This is a genomic window from Catenuloplanes nepalensis (genome assembly GCF_030811575.1).
Lineage (GTDB): Bacteria > Actinomycetota > Actinomycetes > Mycobacteriales > Micromonosporaceae > Catenuloplanes > Catenuloplanes nepalensis.
The window spans coordinates 158,136-179,195 of the sequence record NZ_JAUSRA010000001.1; the positions used below are offsets into that span (position 1 = coordinate 158,136).

20 protein-coding genes and 2 tRNA genes are annotated in these 21,060 nt (G+C 72.0%); 8 read left to right on the forward strand and 14 right to left on the reverse strand.

Translation table 11 applies throughout. From position 1 onward, the window contains the following. Positions 1 to 311: 311 nt before the first annotated feature. Together J2S43_RS00675 and J2S43_RS00680 are read left to right on the forward strand one after the other, a co-directional pair. Complete coding sequence (locus J2S43_RS00675; protein ID WP_306826494.1) at positions 312 to 995, forward strand: hypothetical protein; 684 nt, start codon at positions 312 to 314, stop codon at positions 993 to 995. A 5-nt stretch (positions 996 to 1,000) separates the two neighbouring features. Beyond that, on the forward strand, positions 1,001 to 2,446 hold the full coding sequence (locus tag J2S43_RS00680) for a WXG100 family type VII secretion target (RefSeq protein WP_306826495.1): 1,446 nt from the start codon (positions 1,001 to 1,003) through the stop codon (positions 2,444 to 2,446). 121 nt (positions 2,447 to 2,567) lie between these two features. Here the strand turns inward: J2S43_RS00680 and J2S43_RS00685 are convergent, their stop codons facing one another. Then, on the reverse strand, positions 2,568 to 3,812 hold the full coding sequence (locus tag J2S43_RS00685; protein ID WP_306826496.1) for a D-arabinono-1,4-lactone oxidase: 1,245 nt from the start codon (positions 3,810 to 3,812) through the stop codon (positions 2,568 to 2,570). After that, positions 3,803 to 4,768: an ADP-ribosylglycohydrolase family protein gene (locus tag J2S43_RS00690; protein ID WP_306826497.1), complete on the reverse strand. Its 966-nt coding sequence runs from the start codon at positions 4,766 to 4,768 to the stop codon at positions 3,803 to 3,805. The genes J2S43_RS00685 and J2S43_RS00690 overlap by 10 nt, the downstream gene beginning before the upstream one ends. A gap of 245 nt (positions 4,769 to 5,013) precedes the next feature. Here J2S43_RS00690 and J2S43_RS00695 point away from each other — a divergent pair, with 245 nt between their 5' ends. From J2S43_RS00695 to J2S43_RS00705, 3 genes are read left to right on the forward strand one after another with little or no spacing between them, the layout of a single operon-like run. After that, a complete protein-coding gene (locus J2S43_RS00695) occupies positions 5,014 to 6,378 on the forward strand; it encodes a S8 family serine peptidase (protein WP_306826499.1) in 1,365 nt (454 codons plus the stop codon). A 51-nt stretch (positions 6,379 to 6,429) separates the two neighbouring features. After that, positions 6,430 to 7,062, forward strand: a complete 633-nt coding sequence (locus J2S43_RS00700; protein ID WP_306826500.1) for a hypothetical protein — start codon at positions 6,430 to 6,432, stop codon at positions 7,060 to 7,062. A gap of 3 nt (positions 7,063 to 7,065) precedes the next feature. Continuing rightward, positions 7,066 to 8,475 (forward strand): WXG100 family type VII secretion target, encoded by a 1,410-nt coding sequence (locus tag J2S43_RS00705; RefSeq protein WP_306826501.1) that lies wholly within the window; start codon positions 7,066 to 7,068, stop codon positions 8,473 to 8,475. A gap of 56 nt (positions 8,476 to 8,531) precedes the next feature. Here J2S43_RS00705 and J2S43_RS00710 read toward each other — a convergent pair whose 3' ends face one another. The 10 genes from J2S43_RS00710 to J2S43_RS00755 all read right to left on the reverse strand — a co-directional run bounded on the left by J2S43_RS00710 (position 8,532) and on the right by J2S43_RS00755 (position 17,061). Further along, the gene (locus tag J2S43_RS00710; protein WP_306826502.1) at positions 8,532 to 8,990 is read right to left on the reverse strand and encodes a hypothetical protein; all 459 of its coding nucleotides are present in this window, start codon (positions 8,988 to 8,990) and stop codon (positions 8,532 to 8,534) included. Between the two features lie 106 nt (positions 8,991 to 9,096). Next, positions 9,097 to 10,095, reverse strand: coding sequence for a hypothetical protein (locus J2S43_RS00715; protein WP_306826503.1), 999 nt, complete (start codon positions 10,093 to 10,095; stop codon positions 9,097 to 9,099). Between the two features lie 5 nt (positions 10,096 to 10,100). After that, positions 10,101 to 10,421 (reverse strand): hypothetical protein, encoded by a 321-nt coding sequence (locus J2S43_RS00720; protein ID WP_306826504.1) that lies wholly within the window; start codon positions 10,419 to 10,421, stop codon positions 10,101 to 10,103. Beyond that, entirely contained in the window at positions 10,418 to 10,804 is a 387-nt protein-coding gene (locus tag J2S43_RS00725; protein WP_306826505.1) for a YbaB/EbfC family nucleoid-associated protein, read from the reverse strand. Before J2S43_RS00725 ends, J2S43_RS00720 begins: the two co-directional genes overlap by 4 nt. A 70-nt stretch (positions 10,805 to 10,874) precedes the next feature. Next, positions 10,875 to 11,534 (reverse strand): response regulator transcription factor, encoded by a 660-nt coding sequence (locus J2S43_RS00730; protein ID WP_306826506.1) that lies wholly within the window; start codon positions 11,532 to 11,534, stop codon positions 10,875 to 10,877. Continuing rightward, positions 11,531 to 12,790: a sensor histidine kinase gene (locus J2S43_RS00735; protein WP_306826507.1), complete on the reverse strand. Its 1,260-nt coding sequence runs from the start codon at positions 12,788 to 12,790 to the stop codon at positions 11,531 to 11,533. The genes J2S43_RS00730 and J2S43_RS00735 overlap by 4 nt, the downstream gene beginning before the upstream one ends. A 60-nt stretch (positions 12,791 to 12,850) precedes the next feature. Next, a complete protein-coding gene (locus tag J2S43_RS00740) occupies positions 12,851 to 14,020 on the reverse strand; it encodes an alpha/beta hydrolase family protein (RefSeq protein WP_306826508.1) in 1,170 nt (389 codons plus the stop codon). Positions 14,021 to 14,333: 313 nt separating this feature from the next. After that, positions 14,334 to 14,410, reverse strand: a tRNA-Ile gene (locus J2S43_RS00745). Between the two features lie 106 nt (positions 14,411 to 14,516). Beyond that, entirely contained in the window at positions 14,517 to 16,628 is a 2,112-nt protein-coding gene (locus tag J2S43_RS00750) for an MMPL family transporter (protein WP_306826509.1), read from the reverse strand. Positions 16,629 to 16,988: 360 nt separating this feature from the next. Continuing rightward, a tRNA-Asn gene (locus J2S43_RS00755) sits at positions 16,989 to 17,061 on the reverse strand. Between the two features lie 253 nt (positions 17,062 to 17,314). Here J2S43_RS00755 and J2S43_RS00760 point away from each other — a divergent pair. Then, positions 17,315 to 17,647, forward strand: coding sequence for a hypothetical protein (locus J2S43_RS00760; protein WP_306826511.1), 333 nt, complete (start codon positions 17,315 to 17,317; stop codon positions 17,645 to 17,647). A gap of 61 nt (positions 17,648 to 17,708) precedes the next feature. Here J2S43_RS00760 and J2S43_RS00765 read toward each other — a convergent pair whose 3' ends face one another. Further along, positions 17,709 to 18,731, reverse strand: coding sequence for a YihY/virulence factor BrkB family protein (locus J2S43_RS00765; RefSeq protein WP_306826512.1), 1,023 nt, complete (start codon positions 18,729 to 18,731; stop codon positions 17,709 to 17,711). Between the two features lie 292 nt (positions 18,732 to 19,023). On the opposite strand from J2S43_RS00765, the gene J2S43_RS42090 reads away from it, so the two are divergent. After that, positions 19,024 to 19,248 (forward strand): EAL domain-containing protein, encoded by a 225-nt coding sequence (locus J2S43_RS42090; protein ID WP_370881575.1) that lies wholly within the window; start codon positions 19,024 to 19,026, stop codon positions 19,246 to 19,248. Positions 19,249 to 19,419: 171 nt separating this feature from the next. On the opposite strand, the gene J2S43_RS00775 is transcribed toward J2S43_RS42090, so the two are convergent. Continuing rightward, a complete protein-coding gene (locus J2S43_RS00775) occupies positions 19,420 to 20,043 on the reverse strand; it encodes a sugar O-acetyltransferase (RefSeq protein ID WP_306826515.1) in 624 nt (207 codons plus the stop codon). 141 nt (positions 20,044 to 20,184) lie between these two features. On the opposite strand from J2S43_RS00775, the gene bdeA reads away from it, so the two are divergent. Further along, positions 20,185 to 21,057 (forward strand): bis(hydroxyethyl) terephthalate hydrolase, encoded by an 873-nt coding sequence (bdeA, locus tag J2S43_RS00780; protein ID WP_370881576.1) that lies wholly within the window; start codon positions 20,185 to 20,187, stop codon positions 21,055 to 21,057. Positions 21,058 to 21,060: the final 3 nt, after the last annotated feature.

Sequence of the window (21,060 nt, forward strand, 5' to 3'; positions counted from 1 at the left end):
ACCGACTGCGGCGACAGTGCGTGTATGCCGGTTGGATACTTCTCCTCCTTCGCTGGGCGCGGCTCGCCGGCCGCGACACTGACCGCCCTCGCGGTGCTCCTGCCGCTCGTCCCAGTGCAGCGGCAACCCAGTGCAGCGGTGGGCCGGCGTGGTTCCTCTGGGCTTGCTCCCGGGTTCCGCGCGGGCTCACGGAAAGGCGTGAACCGCTCTGCGGCGACGGGCGTATTGGTCGCAGCGGATCCTTCCGAGGGGTGAGGGAGAGCACAATGGCGGGACCTGGACCTGTACCTGTTTACATGCCACCCGGAGCGGTGATTCCACCCGAACCGGACGGCACCGAATACGTGACCGTGGCGGGCCAGCCGAGCCGCCTGGCGACGGCGCCCGGTGACGTGGGGACGCAGACCGAGTGGGACGCGTCGACCCTCGAAGGCGCGATCAACTGGCTGGAGACACACTCGATCTACCTCACCCAGTCGCTGGTGCCCGGGATGGAGACGGACATCCGCAACTGGCTGGCGGGCCCGCCGGACGGCTCGGGCACCTCGCCGTTCGGCACCTACCCGACCGCGGTCCAGATGCGGGACAGGCAGGTCGGGCACTACACCACGGCGGACGGGTCGATCCGCACGATCGCGCAGGAGCTGTGGCAGGCGGCGCAGACGCTGCGGGTGGTGCTGGAGCAGTACGAGACCGCGGAGGAGGCGAACGAGATGAGCGCCTCCGCCTTCGACCAGATCTTCGCGGAACAGAGCGGGAGCAGGCCCGGCGGCGGTCCGTCGGATTCCGCCGCCCCGCCGCCGGCCGCGCCCCCACCGGCACCCGGCGCCCCGCCGGCTCCTGCCGCGCCGCCCGCGCCGGCGGAGCCCGCACCCACCCCTGCCGCCCCGCCGCCACCCGACCCGTCGCTGCCCGTGCCCGGTGCACCCGTGGTCAGCTCGGCGGGTGTCGCACCCGCGGTCCACGTGACCGACGGCCCAGGCTACGGAGGCTGAGTTCGATGGCCGACAAGTACGGGATTCAGACCTGGGAACAGATGGTCACGCAAGTCGTGATCCACGGGAAGCCGGACAACATCCGGGCCGCGGCGGCGGGCTGGGACCTTGCGCTGCGGAACCTGAACGACGTGAAGACCAGCCTGGACGACAACGTCACCGACCTCGGGACCACGTGGAAGGGGGAGGCGTACGAGTCGTTCAAGGCGCACATCGAGCGCATCTCGCAGAACATGGAGACCGTCTACAACGACGCGAACAGCATGGGCACCGTGGTCGGCACGCTCAACACGTCGGCGGACCGGCTGCAGGCGGCGCAGGCCGAGATCCCGATCCCGGCCGGCATGGAGGACGAGATCGCCGCGCTGCGCAACGAGGACCAGGGCATCGCGGACGGGGTGTTCGAGTCGACGGCGGTGGGCCTGCTCGGCCTGCCGTTCGGCCCGATGGGCTTCGCGCTGGGGACCGCGCTCGGGGCGGTGTTGTCCTCGACCGGCGTCTTCGACGCGCTCAGCGACTGGCTGAACGACCGGACCGACGAGGCCCGGGTGATCTGGAACCGGCTGAACTTCGAGATCGAGGGCGAGGCCGCGGTCACTCCGGCCGGCGTCCCGATCGGTTTCCAGAGCATGAACCTGGCCAGCGAGATCCCCCTGGGCACCGGCGCGCCGAGTACCGATATCGGTGCGCTCACCGGCGGTAACGGGATCGCGGGGGCCACTCCGGCGCTGAGCACGTCGCCGCCGGACATCGGCAGCGTCGCGCCACCCGGGACCGGCGCCTTCGATCCGGCCACAGCTGCCGCGCCGCAGCTCGGCGCGGCCGGTGCGCCGCCGTCCCTCGGCGCCGGCACCGCGGGCTTCGACCCGGGCGCGGCCACCCCGGGCACGGGCTCGTTCGACCCGGGGGTGCTCGGCCCCGGGTCCCTCGACGACCCGCCCGGCGGCACCGGCCTGGCCGGCGCCGGCTCCGGCCTCGGCGCCGGCGGCCTCGGTGGTCTCGGTACCGGCGGTCTCGGCGCTGGTGGCCTCGGCGCTGGTGGCCTCGGCACCGGAGCGCTCGGCGCCGGCGGTCTCGGTTCCCCCGGCGGTGCCGGCGGACCGGCCGGTGGCCTGGGCGGTGCCCCGATCGGTGGCGGCGCGCTCGGCAAGCCGGTCTCACCCGCGCAGGCCGGCATCCCCGGCGTGGGTGCTCTGGGCGCCGGCGCCGCGGCCGGCGCGGGCCGGGGCAACGGCAAGGGCGGTGCCGGTACAACCGGTAAGCCGCTTCTGCCGGGCAGCGCGGCCGGGGGCGGTGCCGCCGGCCGCGCGGGTCTGCCCGGCGTCGGTGGTATCGGCGGCGCCGGTCAGGGCGCCGGCTTCGGCGATGAGGAGGAGCACACCACCTGGCTGACCGAGGACGAGGACGTCTGGGGCACCTCCGGCGCCGTCGCTCCCGGCGTGCTGCGCTGAGTCACCGCACTCCCACGGCCACCGGGTAGTGGGCTGTCCACCACCGTTCGCCAGGCTGCTCAAGAGATCGAGGCGTCATTCACGTCGTTCTAGCGACGTGAATGACGCCTCGATCTTGGGCCTAGAGGCCGAGGTAGCGGCTGAGCATCGGGTTGAGCAGCTTGCCGGCGGGGTCGAGGTCCGCACGCAGAGCAAGGAAGTCGCCGAATCGGGGGTAGCGGGCGCGCAGCGCGGCCGGGTCGGTGGAGAAGACCTTGCCCCAGTGCGGGCGGGCGCCGAACGGCGCGAGCTGCTCCTCCAGCGCGGCGACGACCGGCGCGACCGCGTCGGCGTCGGGCTGCCAGGTGAAGTGGATCGCCACGCTGTCGTGGCCGTGGCTCGGGCTGAGCCAGAGGTCGTCGGCCGCGATCGTGCGGACCTCGGAGATCTGCAGCACCGGCGCGACCCGGTCGCGGATCGCGTCGACCGCCTCCAGCGCCGCGATCGCGTGCGCGGCCGGTACCAGGTATTCGGTCTGCAGTTCCGCGGCGCTGCTGGGCGTGAAGTCCAGGCGGAAGTGGGGGAGGCGCTCGTGCCACGGGCCCGGGACGCCGCCCTGCTCGGTGCAGTTGACCGCGGACATGCCGGGGACCGGGTGCAGCGGCGTCCCGGCGAGCGTGGCACCGTGCCACCCGGTGGGCAGCGGTGTGTCCAGGGGGTCGCGCTTGACCCAGATCTGGTTGATCACCGAATCGGTCCAGTCCGTGAAGAGACTGACTGAGTAGCCCGCGCGCATGATCTCCGCCCAGCCGGTCTCCAGCTGTGACCAGGGAAGGCCTTCGTAGACGGACTGCGCGATCTCGAACGTGGGCCGGATGCGCAGCGTGACGTCGACGACGATGCCGAGCGCGCCCAGGTTGACCACCGCACCGGCCAGGCGCGGATCGTCGCGGCGCAGGTCGAGCAGCTCGCCGTCCGCGGTGACCAGACGCAGCCCGGTGACGGCGGCGCCGAGGCCGGGGCTGGTGACGCCGGAGCCGTGCGTGCCGGTGGCGACCGCACCGGCCACCGAGATGTGCGGCAGCGAGGCCATGTTGTGCAGCGCGTACCCCGCGGCGTGCAGGCGCGAGGCGAGTTCGCCGTAGCGGACGCCGGCGCTCACTGTGACCTCGCTGGAGACCGAGTCGATGTGCACCGTCCCCGGCAGCGACGCGGCCGAGACCAGGTCGCCGTCGGTGTCCGCGATCAGGTTGAACGAGTGGCCGGTGCCGAGCGGGCGCAGCCGGGCGCTCGCGGCCACGATCTCGCGCAGCTCGTCGACCGTGCCCGGCCGATGCACCCGGGCCGCGCCGAACGTGACGTTCCCGGCCCAGTTCGTCAGCGCCATGCTTTCGCCTCCACCAGGTCGCCGGCGATCGCGGTGATCGTGTCCAGGCCCTCCAGGCGGTTCACCCAATCTGTGGGCAGCGCCTCCTCGCCGTGCCGGGCGCCGAGCAGGTTGCCGCAGATCGCGCCCGTGGAGTCGCTGTCGCCGGCGTGGTTGACCGAGACGAGCAGCGCGTCGCGGACCCGGCTCGGCTCCTCGCACGCGAGCGCGGCGTAGACCGCCATGGCCAGCGCCTCCTCCGCGATCCAGCCGAGCCCGATCCGCTCGATGCCGGTGTTACCCGGAGCGTACGGCGTGTCCAGGGCCCGGCGCAGCGCGGTCAGCGTCTCCTCGTGCAGGTCGTGCGTGGTCAGGATGCCGATGGCGCGCTCGGCCGCGGTGCGGACGTCGTCGCCGTCCAGCAGGTGCCGGATGATCGCGGCGAACGTGCCGGCGGCCAGGTAGCCGGTCGGATGGCCGTGCGTGTGCACCGCGCACTCGGCGGCCAGCGCGAACGCGTCCGCCGCGCTTACGGCCGGGAACAGGCCGAACGGCGCGGAGCGCATGACCGAGCCGCAGCCCTTGGAGTCCGGGTTCGCCGGATGGTAGAACGTGCCCATCCGGCCGAGCGCCAGACCGCCGAGGCAGGCGTTTCCAGGCGCGCGCTGCGCGTAGAGGAACGGCTGTGCGGCGAGCCCGTCCGCGTGCTCCGGCGGGCCGGGGAAGCGCTGCGTGTCGTACCAGCGGAGGTGGGCCTGGTAGACCGAGGCCGGCACGTCGGTGCCGCCGGACCGGAGCAGACCCTCCACGGTGAACAGCGTCATCTGGGTGTCATCGGTGATCAGCGCGAGACCGTCCCGGGACAGCTCCAGGTCGGTCACCGCGGGATCGCGATGGAATTCGACCGGGTTGCCGAGCGCGTCACCGACCGCGCCGCCGAGCAGACAACCACGGACGCGGGACCGGTATGCGCTCATGGGTCCGTGATCCTACGGGAGGCTTGCGCGGGTCGGCGATGATCGGCGGAGCGGCGAGTCAAGGGCCAATGCGGCTAAAACCGGCATTCTCCTCAGCAGTCGACAGATGCGAATGTCGTTGCCGTTAGTTGTGCTGGTCGCCCGTTGCCTCCGGAGGCGAGGATGGCCGTATTCTCGGCAGCGCATATGGAGCATCGGGGCCGCTGGAGTGCGGTCACGATCGAATCCGACAGGGGGAGTCAGCGGTGAGGCCCACCAGACCCCGGCGCCGTACCGGCGGGGTGACCCGGTTCACGGCGGCTGCGCTGGCCGCGATGCTGGCCGGCGGCGCGCTGTTCACGGCGCCGGCCGCCGCGGCCGCGGCGCCGACGATCGCGGAGCGGCAGAAGTGGTACTTCGACCTGCTCAAGATCTCCGAGGCACAGCAGATCAGCACGGGCGAGGGGATCGTGGTCGGCGTCGTCGACTCCGGCGTCGACGCCTCGCACCCGGATCTGCAGGGCAAGGTCCTGCCCGGCCGCGGCACCGGCGGCGAGGCGGCCGACGGCCGCTCGGACCGGGTCGACGGGCACGGCACCGGCATGGCCTCGACCATCGCCGGTAACGGCGGTGGCCCGAACCGGATGACCGGGATCGCGCCCGGCGTGCGGATCCTGCCGTACGCCACCGGGACCGCGGAGAACCTGAACGTCGGCGCGGAGGGCATCCGCTGGGCCGTCGACAACGGCGCCAAGGTCATCAACCTCTCCTGGGGTGCGGACGTGGATCCGACGCCGCAGGTCATGCTCGACGCGGTCGAGTACGCGCTGAGCAAGGACGTCGTGGTCGTCGCCGCGGCCGGTAACGTGACGGAAGGCCACTCGAAGGTCGCCGCCCCGGCCAAGATCCGGGGTGTGATCGGAGTGACCGGAATCGCCACCGACGGTTCCTTCTGGGCGGCTCAGTCGGTTCAGGGCCGGGGCGCGGTGCTCTCCGCGCCGGCCCAGGACGTCGTGAACGCCATGCCGCTCGGGCTGTCGGACAGCGGTTACGGCCTCGGTGGCGGCACCAGTTCCGCAGCCGCGATCGTCTCCGGCGTGGCGGCCATGGTCCGGGCGAAGTTCCCGGATCTGGATGCGGCGAATGTGATCGAGCGGCTGATCCGGACCGCGGACGACAAGGGCGCGCAGGGCTGGGACGGCCAGTACGGCGACGGCATCGTCAACCCGGTCGCGGCGCTGACCGAGGACGTGCCGGCGGTGGACCGCAACCCGCTGCTGCCGGACGAGGACGAGACCGGTGCCACCGAGGCCGCGCCGGCACCGGAGGACAGCGACGAAGGACTCGGCGGCAACACGGTCGCGCTGATCGGGGGCGGCATCTGCCTGGCTCTGGTGGTCCTGGTGGTCGTGCTGATCGCGGCGGCCTCGTCGCGCAACAAGCGCCGGCCCGGCCCACCCGCGCCGGGACCGTATCCGCACCAGCCGGGCCCGTATCCGGCACAGCCGGGCCCATACCCCCAGCAGGGTGGCTATCCACCGCCGGGACCGGGTTACCCGCCGGCACCCGGCCCGCAATATCCGCCGGGGCCGCAGTACCCACCGGGGCCGCAGTATCCGCCGCACGGCTGACCGGCGAGTCAGGCACGGAACGAGTAAAGGAACGACGGGGAGGAAGAGGAGATGGCAGAGAATCAAGGGCCGGGCCAGGAGGTGACTCCGGTCTTCATACCGCCGCTGCCGGGCACCGCGCTGCCGCCGGTAGCCGGGTTCTGGGTGTCGGACGACCTCAACGCGTCGTCCCGGCCGACCGAGATCAACGCCACCTCCGGCGACCCGGGTCTCAACACGGAGTGGGACGCCGACAGCCTGGACGGTGCGATCCGCTGGCTGGAGGATCACGCGAAGTATCTCGGTGACCGCCTGGCGCCCGCGATGAGCGACGACATCGGCAGCTGGCTGACCGGCCCGCCCTCGGCGGGCGGGAAGTCGCCCTTCGGCACCTACCCGGCGGCGGCGGAGATCGCGCAGCGGCACCAGGGGCACTACCAGAACGCGGAGCGGTCGGTGCGCACCATCGCCGAGGAACTGCTGCAGGCGGCCGAGGCGCTCAAGCAGGTCAAGGAGCGATACGAGACGGCGGAGCGGGCGAACCAGATGTCCGCGCAGGCGTTCGAGGAGGTCTTCGCCTCGGAGGTGCAGACCGGCCAGTACGGCGGCGGCACCGGATATCCGCCCACCGGGACCGCCGGCACCCCGGCGTCGTACCCGAGCAGCGGTACGTCCACGTCCGGCGACTCGGGATACGGGGGTTAGGCGATGGCACGGAATTGGGGCGACGAGTCCTGGGAGAACATCGTCAACCAGGTCGTGATCGACGGCCGGCCGGGTGACCTGCGGACCGCGGCGCTCGGCTGGGAGGCGGTGCTGCGCAACCTGAACAGCGTGAAGACCAGCCTCGACACGAACGTCACGGACCTCGGCACGGTCTGGAAGGGCGACGCCTACGAGGCGTTCAAGACGCACATCGAGACGATCTCGGAGAAGATCCAGCACGTCGTCGACGAGGCGAACGGGACGGGCAGCGGCGGTGTCGTCACCAGCCTGAACCAGGCGGCCGACGATCTGCACGCCGCGCAGGAGGTCATCCCGGTCCCGATCGCCATGCAGCCCGAGGTCATGCAGGCACGGGACGCCCACCTGGCGATTCCGATCGGCTCCTTCGAGAATGCGATCAGGGTGGACATCGCCGGTGCGATGGGTACCTACCGGGACATCGGCAACGCGGTGACGTTCGGGCTGGCGGAGAAGGTCTGGACCGCGGTCCAGGACGCCCTGACCAACGGCAGTGAAGAGGCCCTGCAGCATTGGCGGACCCTGAACGGGCAGGTCGCCGACACGGCCGCCGCGACGCCGGCCGGCACGCCCGTCGGGTATCAGAGCTTCGCTCCCACGGAGGAGGTCCCGCTCGGATCGGGCGGCCCCAGCGGTGGCGTCGGCGGCGGCCCCGGCGGTGGTGGCGGGGGTGGCGCTCCCAAGCTGGGCGCCGGTGCGCCCTCCGGCATCGGCAGCGTCAGCCCGACCGGCGGCAGCCCGTTCGACTCGAGTATCGGCAACACCCCCTACACGCCACCGATCAATGACAGCACCGGCGGCTTCGACCCGGAGGTGGGCACCGGCTACACGCCCGGCGGCGGTGCCGACTTCGACCCGAGCACGCCGACCGGCACCGGCCTGGCCGGCGCGGGCGGTGGCCTCGGCACCGGCGGTCTGGGCGCGGGCGGTCTCGGGTCCGGCGGTCTCAGCGGTCTCGGCGGTGCCGGTGCCGGTGGTCTCGGCGCCGGTGGCGGTCTCGGCTCGGCCGGAGGTCTCGGCGCGGGCGGTGCCGGCGGCATCCCCGGTGGCGGTGCGCTCGGCAAGCCGGTCAGCGGCGCCGGGCTCGCCGGTCTGGGCGCGGCGGGCATGGGCGGGATGGGTGCCGGTGCCGGCGCGAAGGGTGCGGGCAAGGGCGGTGCCGCCAAGGGCGGCAAACCGATGCTCTCCGGCGGTGTGGCCCCGGGCACCGGTGCCGGCAAGGGCGGCGCGGGTCGCGCGGGCGCCGGCGGGATGGCCGGCATGGGCGGCGGTCACGGCGCCGGCTTCGGCGGCGAGGAGGAGCGCAGCACCTGGCTCCAGGAGGACGACGACGTGTGGGGCGGCGGCGACGCGGCCCCGGGCGTCCTGCGCTGACGACTCGATCAAGGAACGGAACAGCGGAACGGCGGGGCCACCGGCCCCGCCGTTCGTCAATTCTGACGATCCGCCCGGGCCGGTGGATAGCCCGTGATCCTGGTGACGATCCGGCGTGCCACCAGCCAGCCGCCGGCCATCAGGCCGAAGAGCGTGAGAAACGGCGGAATGTCCAGCCAATGCGAGCGAGACGGATAGTCGGCCGCATAGACCGGGCACAGGTGGTCGCTGGCGTATCGCCGGCTGCAATCCCGTTCCTCCACCGCGACCTCCCCGTGCAGCGGCCGCGTCGACCGCACGGTGACCTCGGCCGGCGGCTCACCGAACGTCGCGGTCTCGTGCCACACCGCGGACGCCGCACACGCGTACGGCTCACGGAGAAGTTGCCGTTCACAGCCGCTCACGGTGGCCGTGCCGGAGGCGAGCACCCGCGGTCCGGCGGTGGACCCGAAGCGCTCGACGACGAGGAAGACCACGCTGCTCGCCGGGAACGCGACGAGCATCGCGAGTGCCACCGTGAGCCCGATCGCCCACGTGCTGTAGCGCCGTCGGAGGTGAGCGGTCGGTTTCCGGCCGGGACGCCCGGCGATCATCGGCCGCGGACGCCTCCGCGCGCGGCGATCAGCCATCATCGTCCTCTGCGGTGCCGTCCTTGGTCGCCTTCGCGGCCTCCTTGCCGGTGAACAGCGGCCGGCTGTCCGCGACCGTGCCGGCCGGTCCCGAGGTGGCCCGGTCGACGTACCGGGTGTATTTCAGCGCGTCGCCGCCCGGGTAGATCAGGTCTCGCCGGGTGCGCACGTTCGCGCGTTCCAGCTTGTCGGCCCAGTTGTGCATGGACTGGGACTTGCCCGCCAGCGCGTCGGCGACCTTCCGGCCGGCCGCGCCGAGCTGGTCGAACCGCGCCACGAACCGCTTGATCACGGTCAGCATCTCGGACAGCCGCTTGGCCATCCGGGCGGTCAGCAGCGCGGCGTCGACCGAGACGCTGGTCAGGAACGCGGCGACCGAACCGCCCACGGTGACCACGGACGAGGCCGCGGCGATCAGCGCCTGGGCGATCACCCGGCTGATGAACGAGGCGATCATGTCGAAGATGATCGCGCGCTCGGTGGCGACCACGATGCCGGCGAGCATGACGCCCTGCGACGTGTTGCCGGTGTGCCCGGCCAGCGCGCGCAGCCCGTTGATGTACTCGGCCGCCGCGCCGCGGTAGCCCTGCGCGGCCTCGCCGGTCCAGGTGCCGATCCCGGCCATCGCGGCCTCGTACCGGTCCGCGGTCTGGAGCAGGCGCTCGCTGATGTTGCCCCAGGTGTCGGAGACGGCCTGGATCGCCCGGTGGTCGCCGGTGAGCAGCTCCAGCGGTTCCCGGATGAACGCCACGTGCTCCATGACCCAGCCGACGCCGGCCTTGACCAGCTCACCGAGCGGGTTGAGCGCGATGGACAGCACGTCTAGCCCGACTGAGATCCCGTTGACGCCGACGCTCATCGCGCTGAAGTCGCGGTTCTCGTAGAGATCGGTCCAGGCGCCGTAGCCGCTGTCGAGCAGGCCGGCTCCGGCGAATTTCTGGGAGTCGTCCCAGACGCTCTTCGGCGCCGCGACCAGTGGATTGTCCGTCATCCCGGTCACCAGCCCGCGTCGCCGATGGCGCGCAGCAGGTCCGCGATCGCGTCGTCGTTGCCGAAGTACTGCGCGTTGTTGGCCTGCACGCCGGTGGACATCGCCTGGCCGAGCAGGTCGGCCTGGTCGAGCAGATCGCAGGTGTCGCCGAGCGCCATCTCCAGCACCGGCGGCAGGACGAACTGCAGGAACAGCCCGTACGCCTCGGTGCCGCCGAAGCCCACCTCGGTGCCGGCGGCCCGGCACAGGGCGACGTCCGCGGCGACGCCCTGCACCTGCCCGGCGTGCGCCTCCAGCTCTGCGCGGGACACGGAGAACGCGCTCATCGCGTCTCCTCCTCGACCGGCGGCAGCGTGCTCTTCAGGAACGCCATGGCCGAGGAGTCATCGCCGACCAGCCCGGACATGATCTCCAGCATCCGCTGCGACGCCTCCGCGCAGGCCGCGCCGTACGCCTCCATCACCCGCGCGGAGAGCTGAGCGGCCGTCAGCTCCGTGGCCCGCGGCGAGAACCGGACGCCGAGCAGCACGCCCGACGGGTTGACCGTCACCGAGACGCTCTGGTCGCGGCTGGTCGCCGTCACCTGCGTCGCGGCCAGCTCGTGCTGGGCGCGCCCGGCCTCGGCGGTCAGCCGCGCGGTGCGCTCCTCCTGCTCCCGCAGCCACCGGTCCGGATCGGTCAGGTCACCATCGCCGAATGCGAACGTCATGTGTCTTCCTCCCCCGTGCCATTGCTGGTTGATCATGCAACATGGCCGCAATACCGGGAAGAAGCGCAGCTCACGTCTCCAGCGGCAGGAGACCGGAGCGGTAGGCCCAGATGACGGTCTGCACGCGGTCGCGGGCGCCGATCTTGGTCATCGCGCGGCTCAGGTGGCTCTTCACGGTGCTGACCTCGACCACCAGCTCGGCCGCGATCTCCGCGTTGGACAGGCCGTGGGCCAGCAGCCGGACGATCTCCGTCTCGCGTGCGGTGAGCACGTCCGGCCCGGTTCCCGGCGGCGCGCCGGCCCGGCGGCGGCGGGCGAACTCGACGATCACGCGCCGGGTGACCGTGTGGTCCACCAGCCCCTGGCCGGCGGCGAGCCGGCGGATCGCGTCGAGGAGCGTGTCCACGTCCGCGTCCTTGAGCAGGAAGCCGCTGGCACCGGCCTCGAGCGCGCCGAACACGTACTCGTCCAGCTCGTAGGTGGTCAGCACCAGCACCGCGGGCGCCGGGTCGAGCGTGCCGACGATCTCGCGGGTCGCGGTCAGGCCGTCGCCGCCGGGCATGCGGACGTCCATGCAGACCACGTCCGGCTTCAGCCGGCGGGCCATCCGGACCGCCTCGGGGCCGTCGGCGGCCTCGCCGACCACGGTGATGTCACCGGCCAGTTCGAGCAGGGACCGGAACCCGGCGCGCAGCATCGGCTGGTCGTCCGCCAGCAACACGGTGATCATGAGCCAGATCCGGATCCAGCACCGGTACGCGGAACGGTGAGCCGGACGAGCCAGCCGCCGTCGTCAGCAGGGCCGGCGTCCAGCGCGCCGCCGATCAGCGAGGCCCGCTCCCGCATCCCGATCAGACCGAAGCCGCGATGACGGCGGTCGTCCCGGACCGGCACGCTGCCGGTCGCCCGCCCGTTATGGATCTCCATGGTGGTCTCCGTCTCCCCGTAGGCGAGCGTGATCGACACCGGCGCGCCGGGCGCGTGGTCGCGCGCGTTGGACAGCGCCTCCTGCGCCACCCGGTGGAGCGCCACCTCCACGGCCGGGTCCTGGACGCCGGGCGTGCCGTCGACGGTGAGCGTGGCCTCGCCGCCGGACACCAGCCGGTCGATCATCGCAAGGCCGCTGCCGTCCGGCAGGTGCGGGCCCGCGCCGTCGTCGGCCCGCAGCGCACCGACGATCCGCCGCAGGTTGTGCAGCGTGTTCCGGCCCTCCTCGCGGACCGCGGCCGCGTGCCCCCGGGCCGCCTCCGGATCGCGGTCCAGCAGCCGTTCGACCAGCGTGGCCTGCACGATCAGCGAGGTCAGATGGTGCGCGGCGACATCGTGCAGGTCGCGGGCGGTGCGGGCGCGCTCCGCGGTCAGCACCGCCTCGGTCCGGGCCCGGTGCGCCTCCGCATCCGCTTCCGCCCGCGCCGCGACCGCGTTCGCCCGGGCGGTCTCCGCTTCCGCCCGCGCCGCGACCGCGTTCGCCCGGGCGGTTTCCGCGTCCGCCCGGGCCGCGACCGCCTCGGCGTAGCGGCGCCGCATGGTCAGGTGCGCGCCGAGCAGCGCGGCCGCGACGTAGAGCAGCAGCGCCAGCGCGAGGTTCACCACGAGCCGGCTCAGCTCCCACGCCGGGTCCTCGACCGGGGGCAGCGTGAGCACCGCGTACCCGCCGATCTCCACGACCGCCGTGATCACCGCGATCGTGATGGCGGCGCGCGCGGTCAGCAGCGTGCCGCAGGTGAAGACCGCGATGGCGAGCCCGGCGCCGCGCAGTCCGGTGCCGTGCGGGGCGGCGGCGGAGATCGCGGTCTGTAGCACCAGCATCAGCGCCACGCACGTCACCGGGCTGACCCGGCGCAGGCAGAGCAGCAGCGTCTGCGCGATCATCAGCGTCAGCACGGCCGTGCCGGGCGGGCTTCCCCGGTCGGAGAGCCAGATCAGCAACCCGAACGCGACCGCGGCCACGCCCAGCGCACCGTCCTGGATCAGCTTCTTCCGCATCTCGCTCCTCCCGAGCGGCCCGGCACGCGGGGAGCGTGCCGGGCCGGTGGTTCACGCCGGTCAGCGGTGGGCGGACAGCCAGGTGACGACGTCGCGCAGCACCGCCGGGTCCGGGTTGCCGGGCACCGCCGCGTACTCCGGCGAGACGTTCATCGTGTGGCCGACGCCGGGGTAGGTGATCAACTTGTGGTCCCGGTTGCCGGCCGTGGCGAGCGCGGCGTCCGTGACGATCGCGCCCCGTGCCGGGGTCTGGATGTCGGTCTGCCCGTTCAGCAGCAGCACCGGCCCGTCGTACCGGGGGAGTTCCTGGGCCGGGGTCCTGAACCGGCCGATGTCGGTGAGGTACCTGGCGAAGCTCTCCGGCATGCCCGGGATGTTCGGGAACCGATCGAAGCCGACGGCCGCGCGCACGACCGGCTCGACCTCGGTGTCGATGGCCAGCCGGCCGTCACCGTTCGCGTCGGTCCCCGGAGCGGCCAGCACGGCCCGGAACTGTGCCGCCACGTCGGACGGACGGCCGGCCAGGCCCTCGGACACCTCGTTCGCGGTCAGCGAGCCGTCGCCGTCGAAGTCGAACTCCTCGTGCAGCTGCCCCAGTGTGCGGCCGACGGCCTGGTAGTAGAGCACCTCGCGCGGGGTGCCGTGGACCACGCCCATCGCGACCACGCCGGCCGGCTTCCGGATGCCGTAGCCGCGCGGGTCGGCGGCCAGGTTGCCGGCGACCTGCGTGCCCTCGCTGTGGCCGAGCAGGAAGACCTTCGCCGGGTCAGCCCGCTTCGAGGCGCCGGCGAACCGGACGGCGGCGGCCGCATCGCGTACCACCTGCTCGTAGGGTGTGGCGGGGTCGAGGAGCGCGGGGTCGTCGCTCAGCTGTGGGCCGATGCCGATCACGCCGCGCTTGTTGAAGCGCAGCACCGCGAAGCCGCTCCGGCTCGCCGACTGGGCGACCGACCTGAGCGTCCCCACGTTCGGCGCGAGCGTCTGGTCCATGTCGTTCTTGCCGCTGCCGTGCAGCAGCACCACCACGGGCAGGCGGCCCCTCGCGCCCTTCGGGTAGGTGAGCTCGCCCTCGGCGGACCACCCGCCGTCCATCGGGATGGTCACGGACTCGCGGACGATGCCGGCCCACTCGGTGCCCGGCCGCTCCGTCGCCTGCGCGCTCGCCAGCGGCAGCAGGCCGATGGCGAGCGCGGCGGCGGCAGCCGGTACGGCGACCTTCTTCAGCTTCATGACGTACTCCAAGGTCGGCGTCGTTTCGATGCCTCAGAGCGTGCCGCGCGGCCCGGTCCGGCCACATCCGGCGGAGGCGGGAAGTCCGGGTTGCGACCTCCGACGGAGGCGGGCCACCGTCCGGCGGAGAATGTGATCTAGCGAACAGCGCACTGGATGTCTGTTTTATGCGAATTCGCTGATCGCGAGACGGTGCCGGCCGACGATCATCGTCGACACATCGGCGGACGTAACGGTGGATCGCGCCGATTCTCCGGCCCTCACGGTGCCCTCACGAATTGTTCCGCGGGGGTGCATCAAGCGACGTTTTTGCTGGTGGGGCGGGCGGGACTCGAACCCGCGACCGAGGGATTATGAGTCCCCTGCTCTAACCGGCTGAGCTACCGCCCCGGCGCCGGGATCGTATCCCGTACGCCTGCGCCCCGGCCACCGGCAATCGGCCGGGACCGGCCTTCTTTGATCAAGCGATACCAGGTCTATATCGGCCGAATATCGGCTAAACGGAGATCAACCGACCGTCCTTCTCCGGCGAATTTCCCGGGGCTTCCGGAGGGCGCCGGGACAGCCCGCTCGGCCACCACACCCGGTCGCCGAGGTCGTGCACCAGCGCGGGCACCAGCAGCGAGCGGACCACGACCGTGTCCAGCAGCACGCCGACCGCGACCGCGGTGCCCAGCTCGGCGAGGATCACCAGCGGCACCACCGCGAGCGCGGAGAACGTGGCGGCCAGCACCACGCCGGCCGAGGTGATCACGCCGCCGGTGACGATCAGGCCGCGCAGCACGCCGGCCCGGGTGCCGTGCGCGATCGACTCCTCGCGGACCCGGCTCATCAGGAAGATGTTGTAGTCGATGCCGAGCGCGACCAGGAAGACGAACGCGAAGAGCGGGATCGACGCGTCGATGCCGGGGAATCCGAAGGCGTACCGGAAGATCAGCGCGCAGATGCCGAGCGTGGAGCCGAACGACAGCACCACGGTCGCGATCAGCAGCACCGGCGCGAGCAGCGAGCGGAGCAGCAGCGCGAGGATCACCGCGATCACGGCCAGCACCAGCGGAATGATCACATTGCGGTCCCGTTCGTTCGTGTCCTGCGTGTCCAGCTGCACCGCGGTGTAGCCGCCGACCAGCGCGTCCGCGTCCGGCACCGCGTGCGCGGCCACCCGGATCTGCCGCACGGTCTCCTCCGCGGCCGCGCTGTCCGGCTCGTCCGCAAGCGTGGCCTGCAGCTGCACCCGCCCGCCGACGACCTTGGGCGGTCCGGCCGGCGCGCCCGGCCCGCTGACCGCGCGCACGCTGTCGACGCCCGCGACGCCCTGCACGGCCTGCGTCGCCGCGGCCGCCGCGCCCTGCGACACGAAGATCGTGGTGGGGGAGCCGGAGCCGCCCGGGAAGTGCCGGGCGAGCGCCTCCTGGCCGTTCACCGAGTCGGTCTCCGCGGTGAACAGGTCGGACTGGCCGAGCCCGGTGCTGCCGACCTGCGACAGGCCGAGCATGCAGAGGGCCAGCGCCAGCGTGGTGCCGATCCAGGCGAGTCGCGGCCGTCTGTGCACCGCGCCGGCCACGCGCGTCCAGAGCCGTGAGTCCTGCACGGTGCCGCCGGTGAGCGGACGGCGCGGCCAGAACGCCCACCGGCCGCCGAGCAGCAGCAGCGCGGGCAGGAACGTGAGCATCACGATCAGCGTGGCGGCGATGCCGACCGCGGAGATCGGGCCGAGCGCGCGGTTCGAGTTCAGGCCGGAGAAGAGCAGGCAGAGCAGGGCCGCGATCACCGTGGCGGCGGACGCGACGATCGCGGGCGCGGCGCCGCGCCACGCGGCCTTCAGGGCATCGGCGGTACGGTCGAAGCGCCCCAGCTCCTCCCGGTACCGCGCGATCAGCAGCAGCGCGTAGTCCGTGCCCGCGCCGAAGACCAGCACGGTGAGGATGCCCTGCGCCTGTCCGTCCAGCTTCACGATGTCGTTCTTCGCGAGGAAGTAGACCGCGGTGGCGGCCAGGCCGAACGAGACCGCGGCGGACAGCAGCGGGATGATCCACAGCACCGGGCTGCGGTAGACGACCAGCAGGATCACCAGCACCACACCCGCGGTGACCAGCAACAGCGTCAGGTCCAGCGAGCCGAAGACCTCCTTGAGGTCCGCGCGCAGCCCGGCCGGCCCGGCCACGTGCACGGCCAGCCCGTCCCGTCCCGGCGAGGCGACGGCCGCGCGGATCGCCGTGACGATCTCGCCGGCGTCGAGCGCGCTGTCCACCGGCACGATGAGCTGCAGCGCCCGGCCGTCGTCGCTGTCGTCGACGTCCGGCAGCGGGCCGATGACGCCGTCCAGGGCGGCCAGCTCCGCGCGGTCCTCGCCGGCGCGCCGCCGGTCCGCGTCGGTGAGGCCGGACGCCCGCTCGTAGACCACGATGGCCGGGGTGGTGCCGCGGTCGGTGAAGCTCGCCGCCTCGTCCGCCGCGCGGGTGGCCTCCGCGCCGGCCGGCAGGAAGGCGGTGCTGTCCGTGGTCGAGACCTCGCTCAGCCTGCCGGAGTAGGGTCCGGTGACCCCGGCGATCGCCAGCCAGCCCAGGACCACCGCGACCGCGATCAGGGCGGCGCTTCGGGTGCGCATGAACGCCCACTCTCCAAATCGACGCAGCAAACGACGCAACAGCCGACAGGGTAACGGGTGCGACGACGGCACGCCTCATCGGAGTGTGAAACACGAAGAAGCCCGCCGACGCAGAACGCCTCAAGCGGGCTGAACAACAAAGGCACCCGAAGCACCGAACGGCTCCAAAGCACCGAACGGCTCCAAAGCACCGAACGGCTCCGAAGCGCCCGCAACCGGCCGCCTCGCCACCGACGCACTGACGCGACCGACGCACTCACGCGACCGACGCACCGTGGGGTTTCCGGGGCTCGGCCCCGGAGCAGAACAGAGGCCACCCGGCCCGCGCTTTCTGCGGGCAGAGTGGCCTCTGGACTCTCGCTCCCCCGATTGGACTCGAACCAATAACCTGCCGGTTAACAGCCGGCTGCTCTGCCAATTGAGCTACAGGGGATCGTGCACTGCCTGGGCTCCGGATTTCTCCCGTTCCCTTGGCAACGGAGACAACCTTACATGACCTCCTGGGGGGTTCTGCCACCGGGTTACCTGACGTGGCCGTGCCAGCTTTCCGGACATTTCAGGGACTACCGCACACGGGGGCATGGCGCGGGGGCAGGATGGGTACGTACCCCGGCAGCAACACACGACAGGCGCGACAGTGCTGCCTCCAGGCAGTGCTGCGTCAAGGCACGAGAGGAGCCGCCACCATGCGCGGAAAGCTTCTGTTCATCGGCGGGCTGGCCGCGGGGTTCGTCCTGGGCGCCCGCGCCGGCCGGGAGAAGTACGAGGAGCTGCGGGTGCAGGCCCGCAAGGTCCTGGACCACCCGACCGTGCAGGAGGCCGCCGGCGTCGCGCAGGCGCAGGCCAACCGGCTGTACAGCGAGGGCAAGGACAAGCTGGCGAACAGCAAGATCGGCGAGAAGCTCTCCACCACGGGCACCACGTCGACCACCAGCACCACGACCACCACCCCCACCTCCTCGATCACGGCGACCGACGACACGTTCGCCGGCTCCCGGAGCACCAACTCCACCTTCTGATCGCGGAACACGGAAAAGGCCCCCGGTGCGCACCGGGGGCCTTTCTCATGTCCGGATAAGGCTACTTCTTGACCTTGCGGTCGTCGCGCAGCTCCAGGAACGGCTCCTTGTCCGCCGGCGTGCCGGACGCGATCGCCCGCCGCCGCTCCAGCTCGGCGTCGAACTCCGCGCCGAGCAGGATCGCGATGTTGGAGATCCACAGCCAGACCAGGAAGACGATGATGCCGGCCAGCGTGCCGTACGTCTTGTTGTAGGACCCGAAGTTCGCCACGTAGAACCCGAACGCGGCCGAGGCCGCCACCCAGACCAGCACGGCCATGATGCCGCCCGGCGTGACCCAGCGGAACCCGCCGGTCTTCGCGTTCGGCGACGCCCAGTAGAGCACCGCGAACATCAGGCTCACGATGATCAGCAGCACCGGCCACTTGGCGATGTTCCACGTCGTGACCGCGGCGTCGCCGAGCCCGATCGCGGAGCCCACGGTCTCGGCCAGCCCGCCGGTGAAGACCACGATGACCGCGCAGGCGACCAGCATCACGCCGACCAGCGCGGTGACGCCGACCCGGATCGGCAGCGTCTTCCAGACGGGGCGGCCCTCCGGCACCTCGTAGATCGAGTTCGACGCGCGCATGAACGCGCCCACGTACCCGGACGCGGACCAGAACGCACCGGCCAGACCGAGGAGCGCGATCAGCCCGGACGACGTGTCCGCGGAGCCGAGCTGCTTGGCCATGCTGTCCAGGATCTGGCCGGTCTCGCCCGGCACCAGCGGCTTGATGCTGTCCACCACGCGGGTGAGCGTGTCGTCGCCGAGCAGGCCCAGGACCGCGGCGAGCACCAGCAGGCCGGGGAAGATGGACAGTACGCCGTAGTAGGTCAGCGCCGCGGCCCAGTCCGTCAGGTTGTCGTCCTGAAACTCCGTGACCGTGCGCTTGATCGCGTTCCACAGCGAGTTGCCGCTCAGTTGAGCCGGACTGCCCGGCCCTTCGTCGGGCGATGCGGGCGATTCGTCCGCCGGCTTCGTGCCCTGCTCATCGTCTTTGTCCGCCTTCGCGTCGTTACCGTGCCGGTGTAATAGCGACATCGCCGTCCTCCCTCTCCGCGTACTCTCCCCTCTGACTGCCCTGAGCAGCGAAAATCTAACCCCGGCCGGACCGGTGCTGACCGTTCGGGCAGGACCCGAGCACAGCGGACCACCGTGGCCGCGGCGGTCGCCGCGCTCGTCGCGGTGCTGGCCGCCGGTGTCCTTCCGGCCGCCGACGGCACCCTCGGCCGCGGCCTGTCGTCGCTGGTCACGCTCGCGATGTCGGGCACCGCCGCGGTGCTCTGCGTGCAGGCTGAGTCGCTTCAACGTCGAGGCCCTGAAGATCGACAAAGTGTTCGTCGACGATCTCGGGACGCCGCGTGGCCGCGACATGGTCACCGCGCTGGTCGCGCTGGCCCGTTCCTGCGGCATGGCCACGGTCGCCGAGGGCGTCGAGGATCCGTTCCAGCGCGACGCGCTGCGCGACCTCGGCTGCGACTTCCTCCAGGGGTATCTGCTGTCCCGGCCGGTTCCCGCCGCGGACGTGCTGCCGCTGCTGGCAGCGAAGGTCTTTTAGATCAAATTCTGTTTTCCCGCTTCCGGCGTGGCTGAGTTCCCAGTGCTCCCGCGGGCACCGGTCCCGTCGTGGTCCGGAACACCCCGGGCGCTCTACCCGTGATCGAGGCGTCCCCCATGCTGTTCCAACCGCTTCGGGGAGGCCCTGATCACGACGAGGGCGGGGTGTTCGTCAGGGCAGGGGCAGGTTCCGGGGTGGGCGGTAGGTCCAGTCGCGGTCCGCGTCGGTGATCGGGCGGAGGACGCGGGCGGGCACGCCGCCGGCCACCACCATCGGCGGGACGTTCGCGGTGACCACCGCCCCGGCCGCGATCACCGACCCGCGGCCGATCGTCACGCCCGGCAGGATCGTGGCGCCGGCGCCGATCCACACGTCGTCCTCGATCCGGACCGGCGCGGAGAACTGGGTGCCGTCGCGCCGGATCTCCGGGTGCACCGGGTGGCCGGTCGCCGTGATCGTCACGTTGGGTGCGAACATCACCCGGTTGCCCACGACGATCTCGCCGTCGTCGACCACGGTCAGGCCGACGTTGACGTAGACGTCGTCGCCAAGGTGCGTGTAGCGGCCGTAGGCGACCCGGATCGGCGGCTCGACCCAGACGCGCTCGCCGACGCTGCCGAGCATCTGGCGCAGCAGCCGATCGCGCTCCGCGGTCTCGCGCGGCCGGGTGGCGTTGAAGTCGTGCGCCAGCTCCTTGCCGCGGATCCGCTCCTCCTCCAGCCCTTCCAGGCCGGGGTCGGCGTCCCGGTAGAGCTCCTGGGCCGAGATCCTTCGCCGTACCTCGCGCTCGTCCATGCGTACCCCCAGGCAATTCGATCTTTGGGCGTCAAACCTAACGCCCGCCGAGACCGGTGATTTCACCGATTCGCGGAGTGGGCCGCCGCGCGCACTCTGATCGATGTCCATCGAATTCGTCGAGGCAGGGAGTACAGCGACGTGCACAAGCCACGATTCCTGACCGCGGGCGTCCTCGCGCTCGCACTGGCCGCCGGTGGTCTCGCCGGTGCGGCGCCCGCGTCCGCGGCGGCCGCCAGTCCCTACGAGCGCGGCCCGGACCCGACGAACGCGAGCGTCGAGGCGCTTCGCGGGCCGTTCGGCACCGCGCAGACCAGCGTCTCCTCGCTGCTGGTGAGCGGTTTCGGCGGCGGGACGATCTACTACCCGACGAGCACGGCCGAGGGTACGTTCGGCGCGGTCGTCATCTCGCCCGGGTTCACCGCGTACCAGTCGAGCATCGCGTGGCTGGGCCCGCGGCTGGCGTCGCAGGGCTTCGTCGTCCTCACCATCGACACGCTCACCACGCTGGATCAGCCGGACTCGCGCGGCCGGCAGCTGCTGGCGGCCGCGGACTACCTGACCGGGTCCAGCTCGGTGCGGAACCGGATCGACGGGTCGCGGGTCGCGGTGATGGGCCACTCGATGGGCGGCGGCGGTTCGCTGGAGGCGGCCCGGAGCCGGCCCGCGCTGCAGGCCGCGATCCCGCTGACCGGCTGGAACACCACCAAGACCTTCTCGACGGTACGGGTGCCGACGCTGGTCATCGGCGCGGACGGCGACACGGTCGCGCCGGTCTCGTCGCACTCCGAGCCGTTCTACAACGGCCTGCCGTCGTCGGCGGACAAGGCGTACCTGGAGTTGAACGGCGCCACGCACTTCACGCCGAACTCGTCGAACACCACGATCGCGAAGCACAGCATCGCCTGGCTGAAGCGGTGGGTGGACGACGACACCCGGTACACGCAGTTCCTCTGCCCGGGGCCGGGGACAAGTTCGAGTGTCGAGGAGTACCGGAGCACCTGCCCGTTCTAAGAT

Coding starts and splice junctions, on each gene's coding strand:
- J2S43_RS00680 (WP_306826495.1), top strand. CDS start 1,001: ATGGCCGACAAGTACGGGATTCAGACCTGGGAACAGATGGTCACGCAA.
- J2S43_RS00685 (WP_306826496.1), bottom strand. CDS start 3,812: ATGGCGCTGACGAACTGGGCCGGGAACGTCACGTTCGGCGCGGCCCGG.
- J2S43_RS00690 (WP_306826497.1), bottom strand. CDS start 4,768: ATGAGCGCATACCGGTCCCGCGTCCGTGGTTGTCTGCTCGGCGGCGCG.
- J2S43_RS00700 (WP_306826500.1), top strand. CDS start 6,430: ATGGCAGAGAATCAAGGGCCGGGCCAGGAGGTGACTCCGGTCTTCATA.
- J2S43_RS00705 (WP_306826501.1), top strand. CDS start 7,066: ATGGCACGGAATTGGGGCGACGAGTCCTGGGAGAACATCGTCAACCAG.
- J2S43_RS00715 (WP_306826503.1), bottom strand. CDS start 10,095: ATGACGGACAATCCACTGGTCGCGGCGCCGAAGAGCGTCTGGGACGAC.
- J2S43_RS00720 (WP_306826504.1), bottom strand. CDS start 10,421: ATGAGCGCGTTCTCCGTGTCCCGCGCAGAGCTGGAGGCGCACGCCGGG.
- J2S43_RS00725 (WP_306826505.1), bottom strand. CDS start 10,804: ATGACGTTCGCATTCGGCGATGGTGACCTGACCGATCCGGACCGGTGG.
- J2S43_RS00730 (WP_306826506.1), bottom strand. CDS start 11,534: ATGATCACCGTGTTGCTGGCGGACGACCAGCCGATGCTGCGCGCCGGG.
- J2S43_RS00735 (WP_306826507.1), bottom strand. CDS start 12,790: ATGCGGAAGAAGCTGATCCAGGACGGTGCGCTGGGCGTGGCCGCGGTC.
- J2S43_RS00740 (WP_306826508.1), bottom strand. CDS start 14,020: ATGAAGCTGAAGAAGGTCGCCGTACCGGCTGCCGCCGCCGCGCTCGCC.
- J2S43_RS00750 (WP_306826509.1), bottom strand. CDS start 16,628: ATGCGCACCCGAAGCGCCGCCCTGATCGCGGTCGCGGTGGTCCTGGGC.
- J2S43_RS00760 (WP_306826511.1), top strand. CDS start 17,315: ATGCGCGGAAAGCTTCTGTTCATCGGCGGGCTGGCCGCGGGGTTCGTC.
- J2S43_RS00765 (WP_306826512.1), bottom strand. CDS start 18,731: ATGTCGCTATTACACCGGCACGGTAACGACGCGAAGGCGGACAAAGAC.
- J2S43_RS00775 (WP_306826515.1), bottom strand. CDS start 20,043: ATGGACGAGCGCGAGGTACGGCGAAGGATCTCGGCCCAGGAGCTCTAC.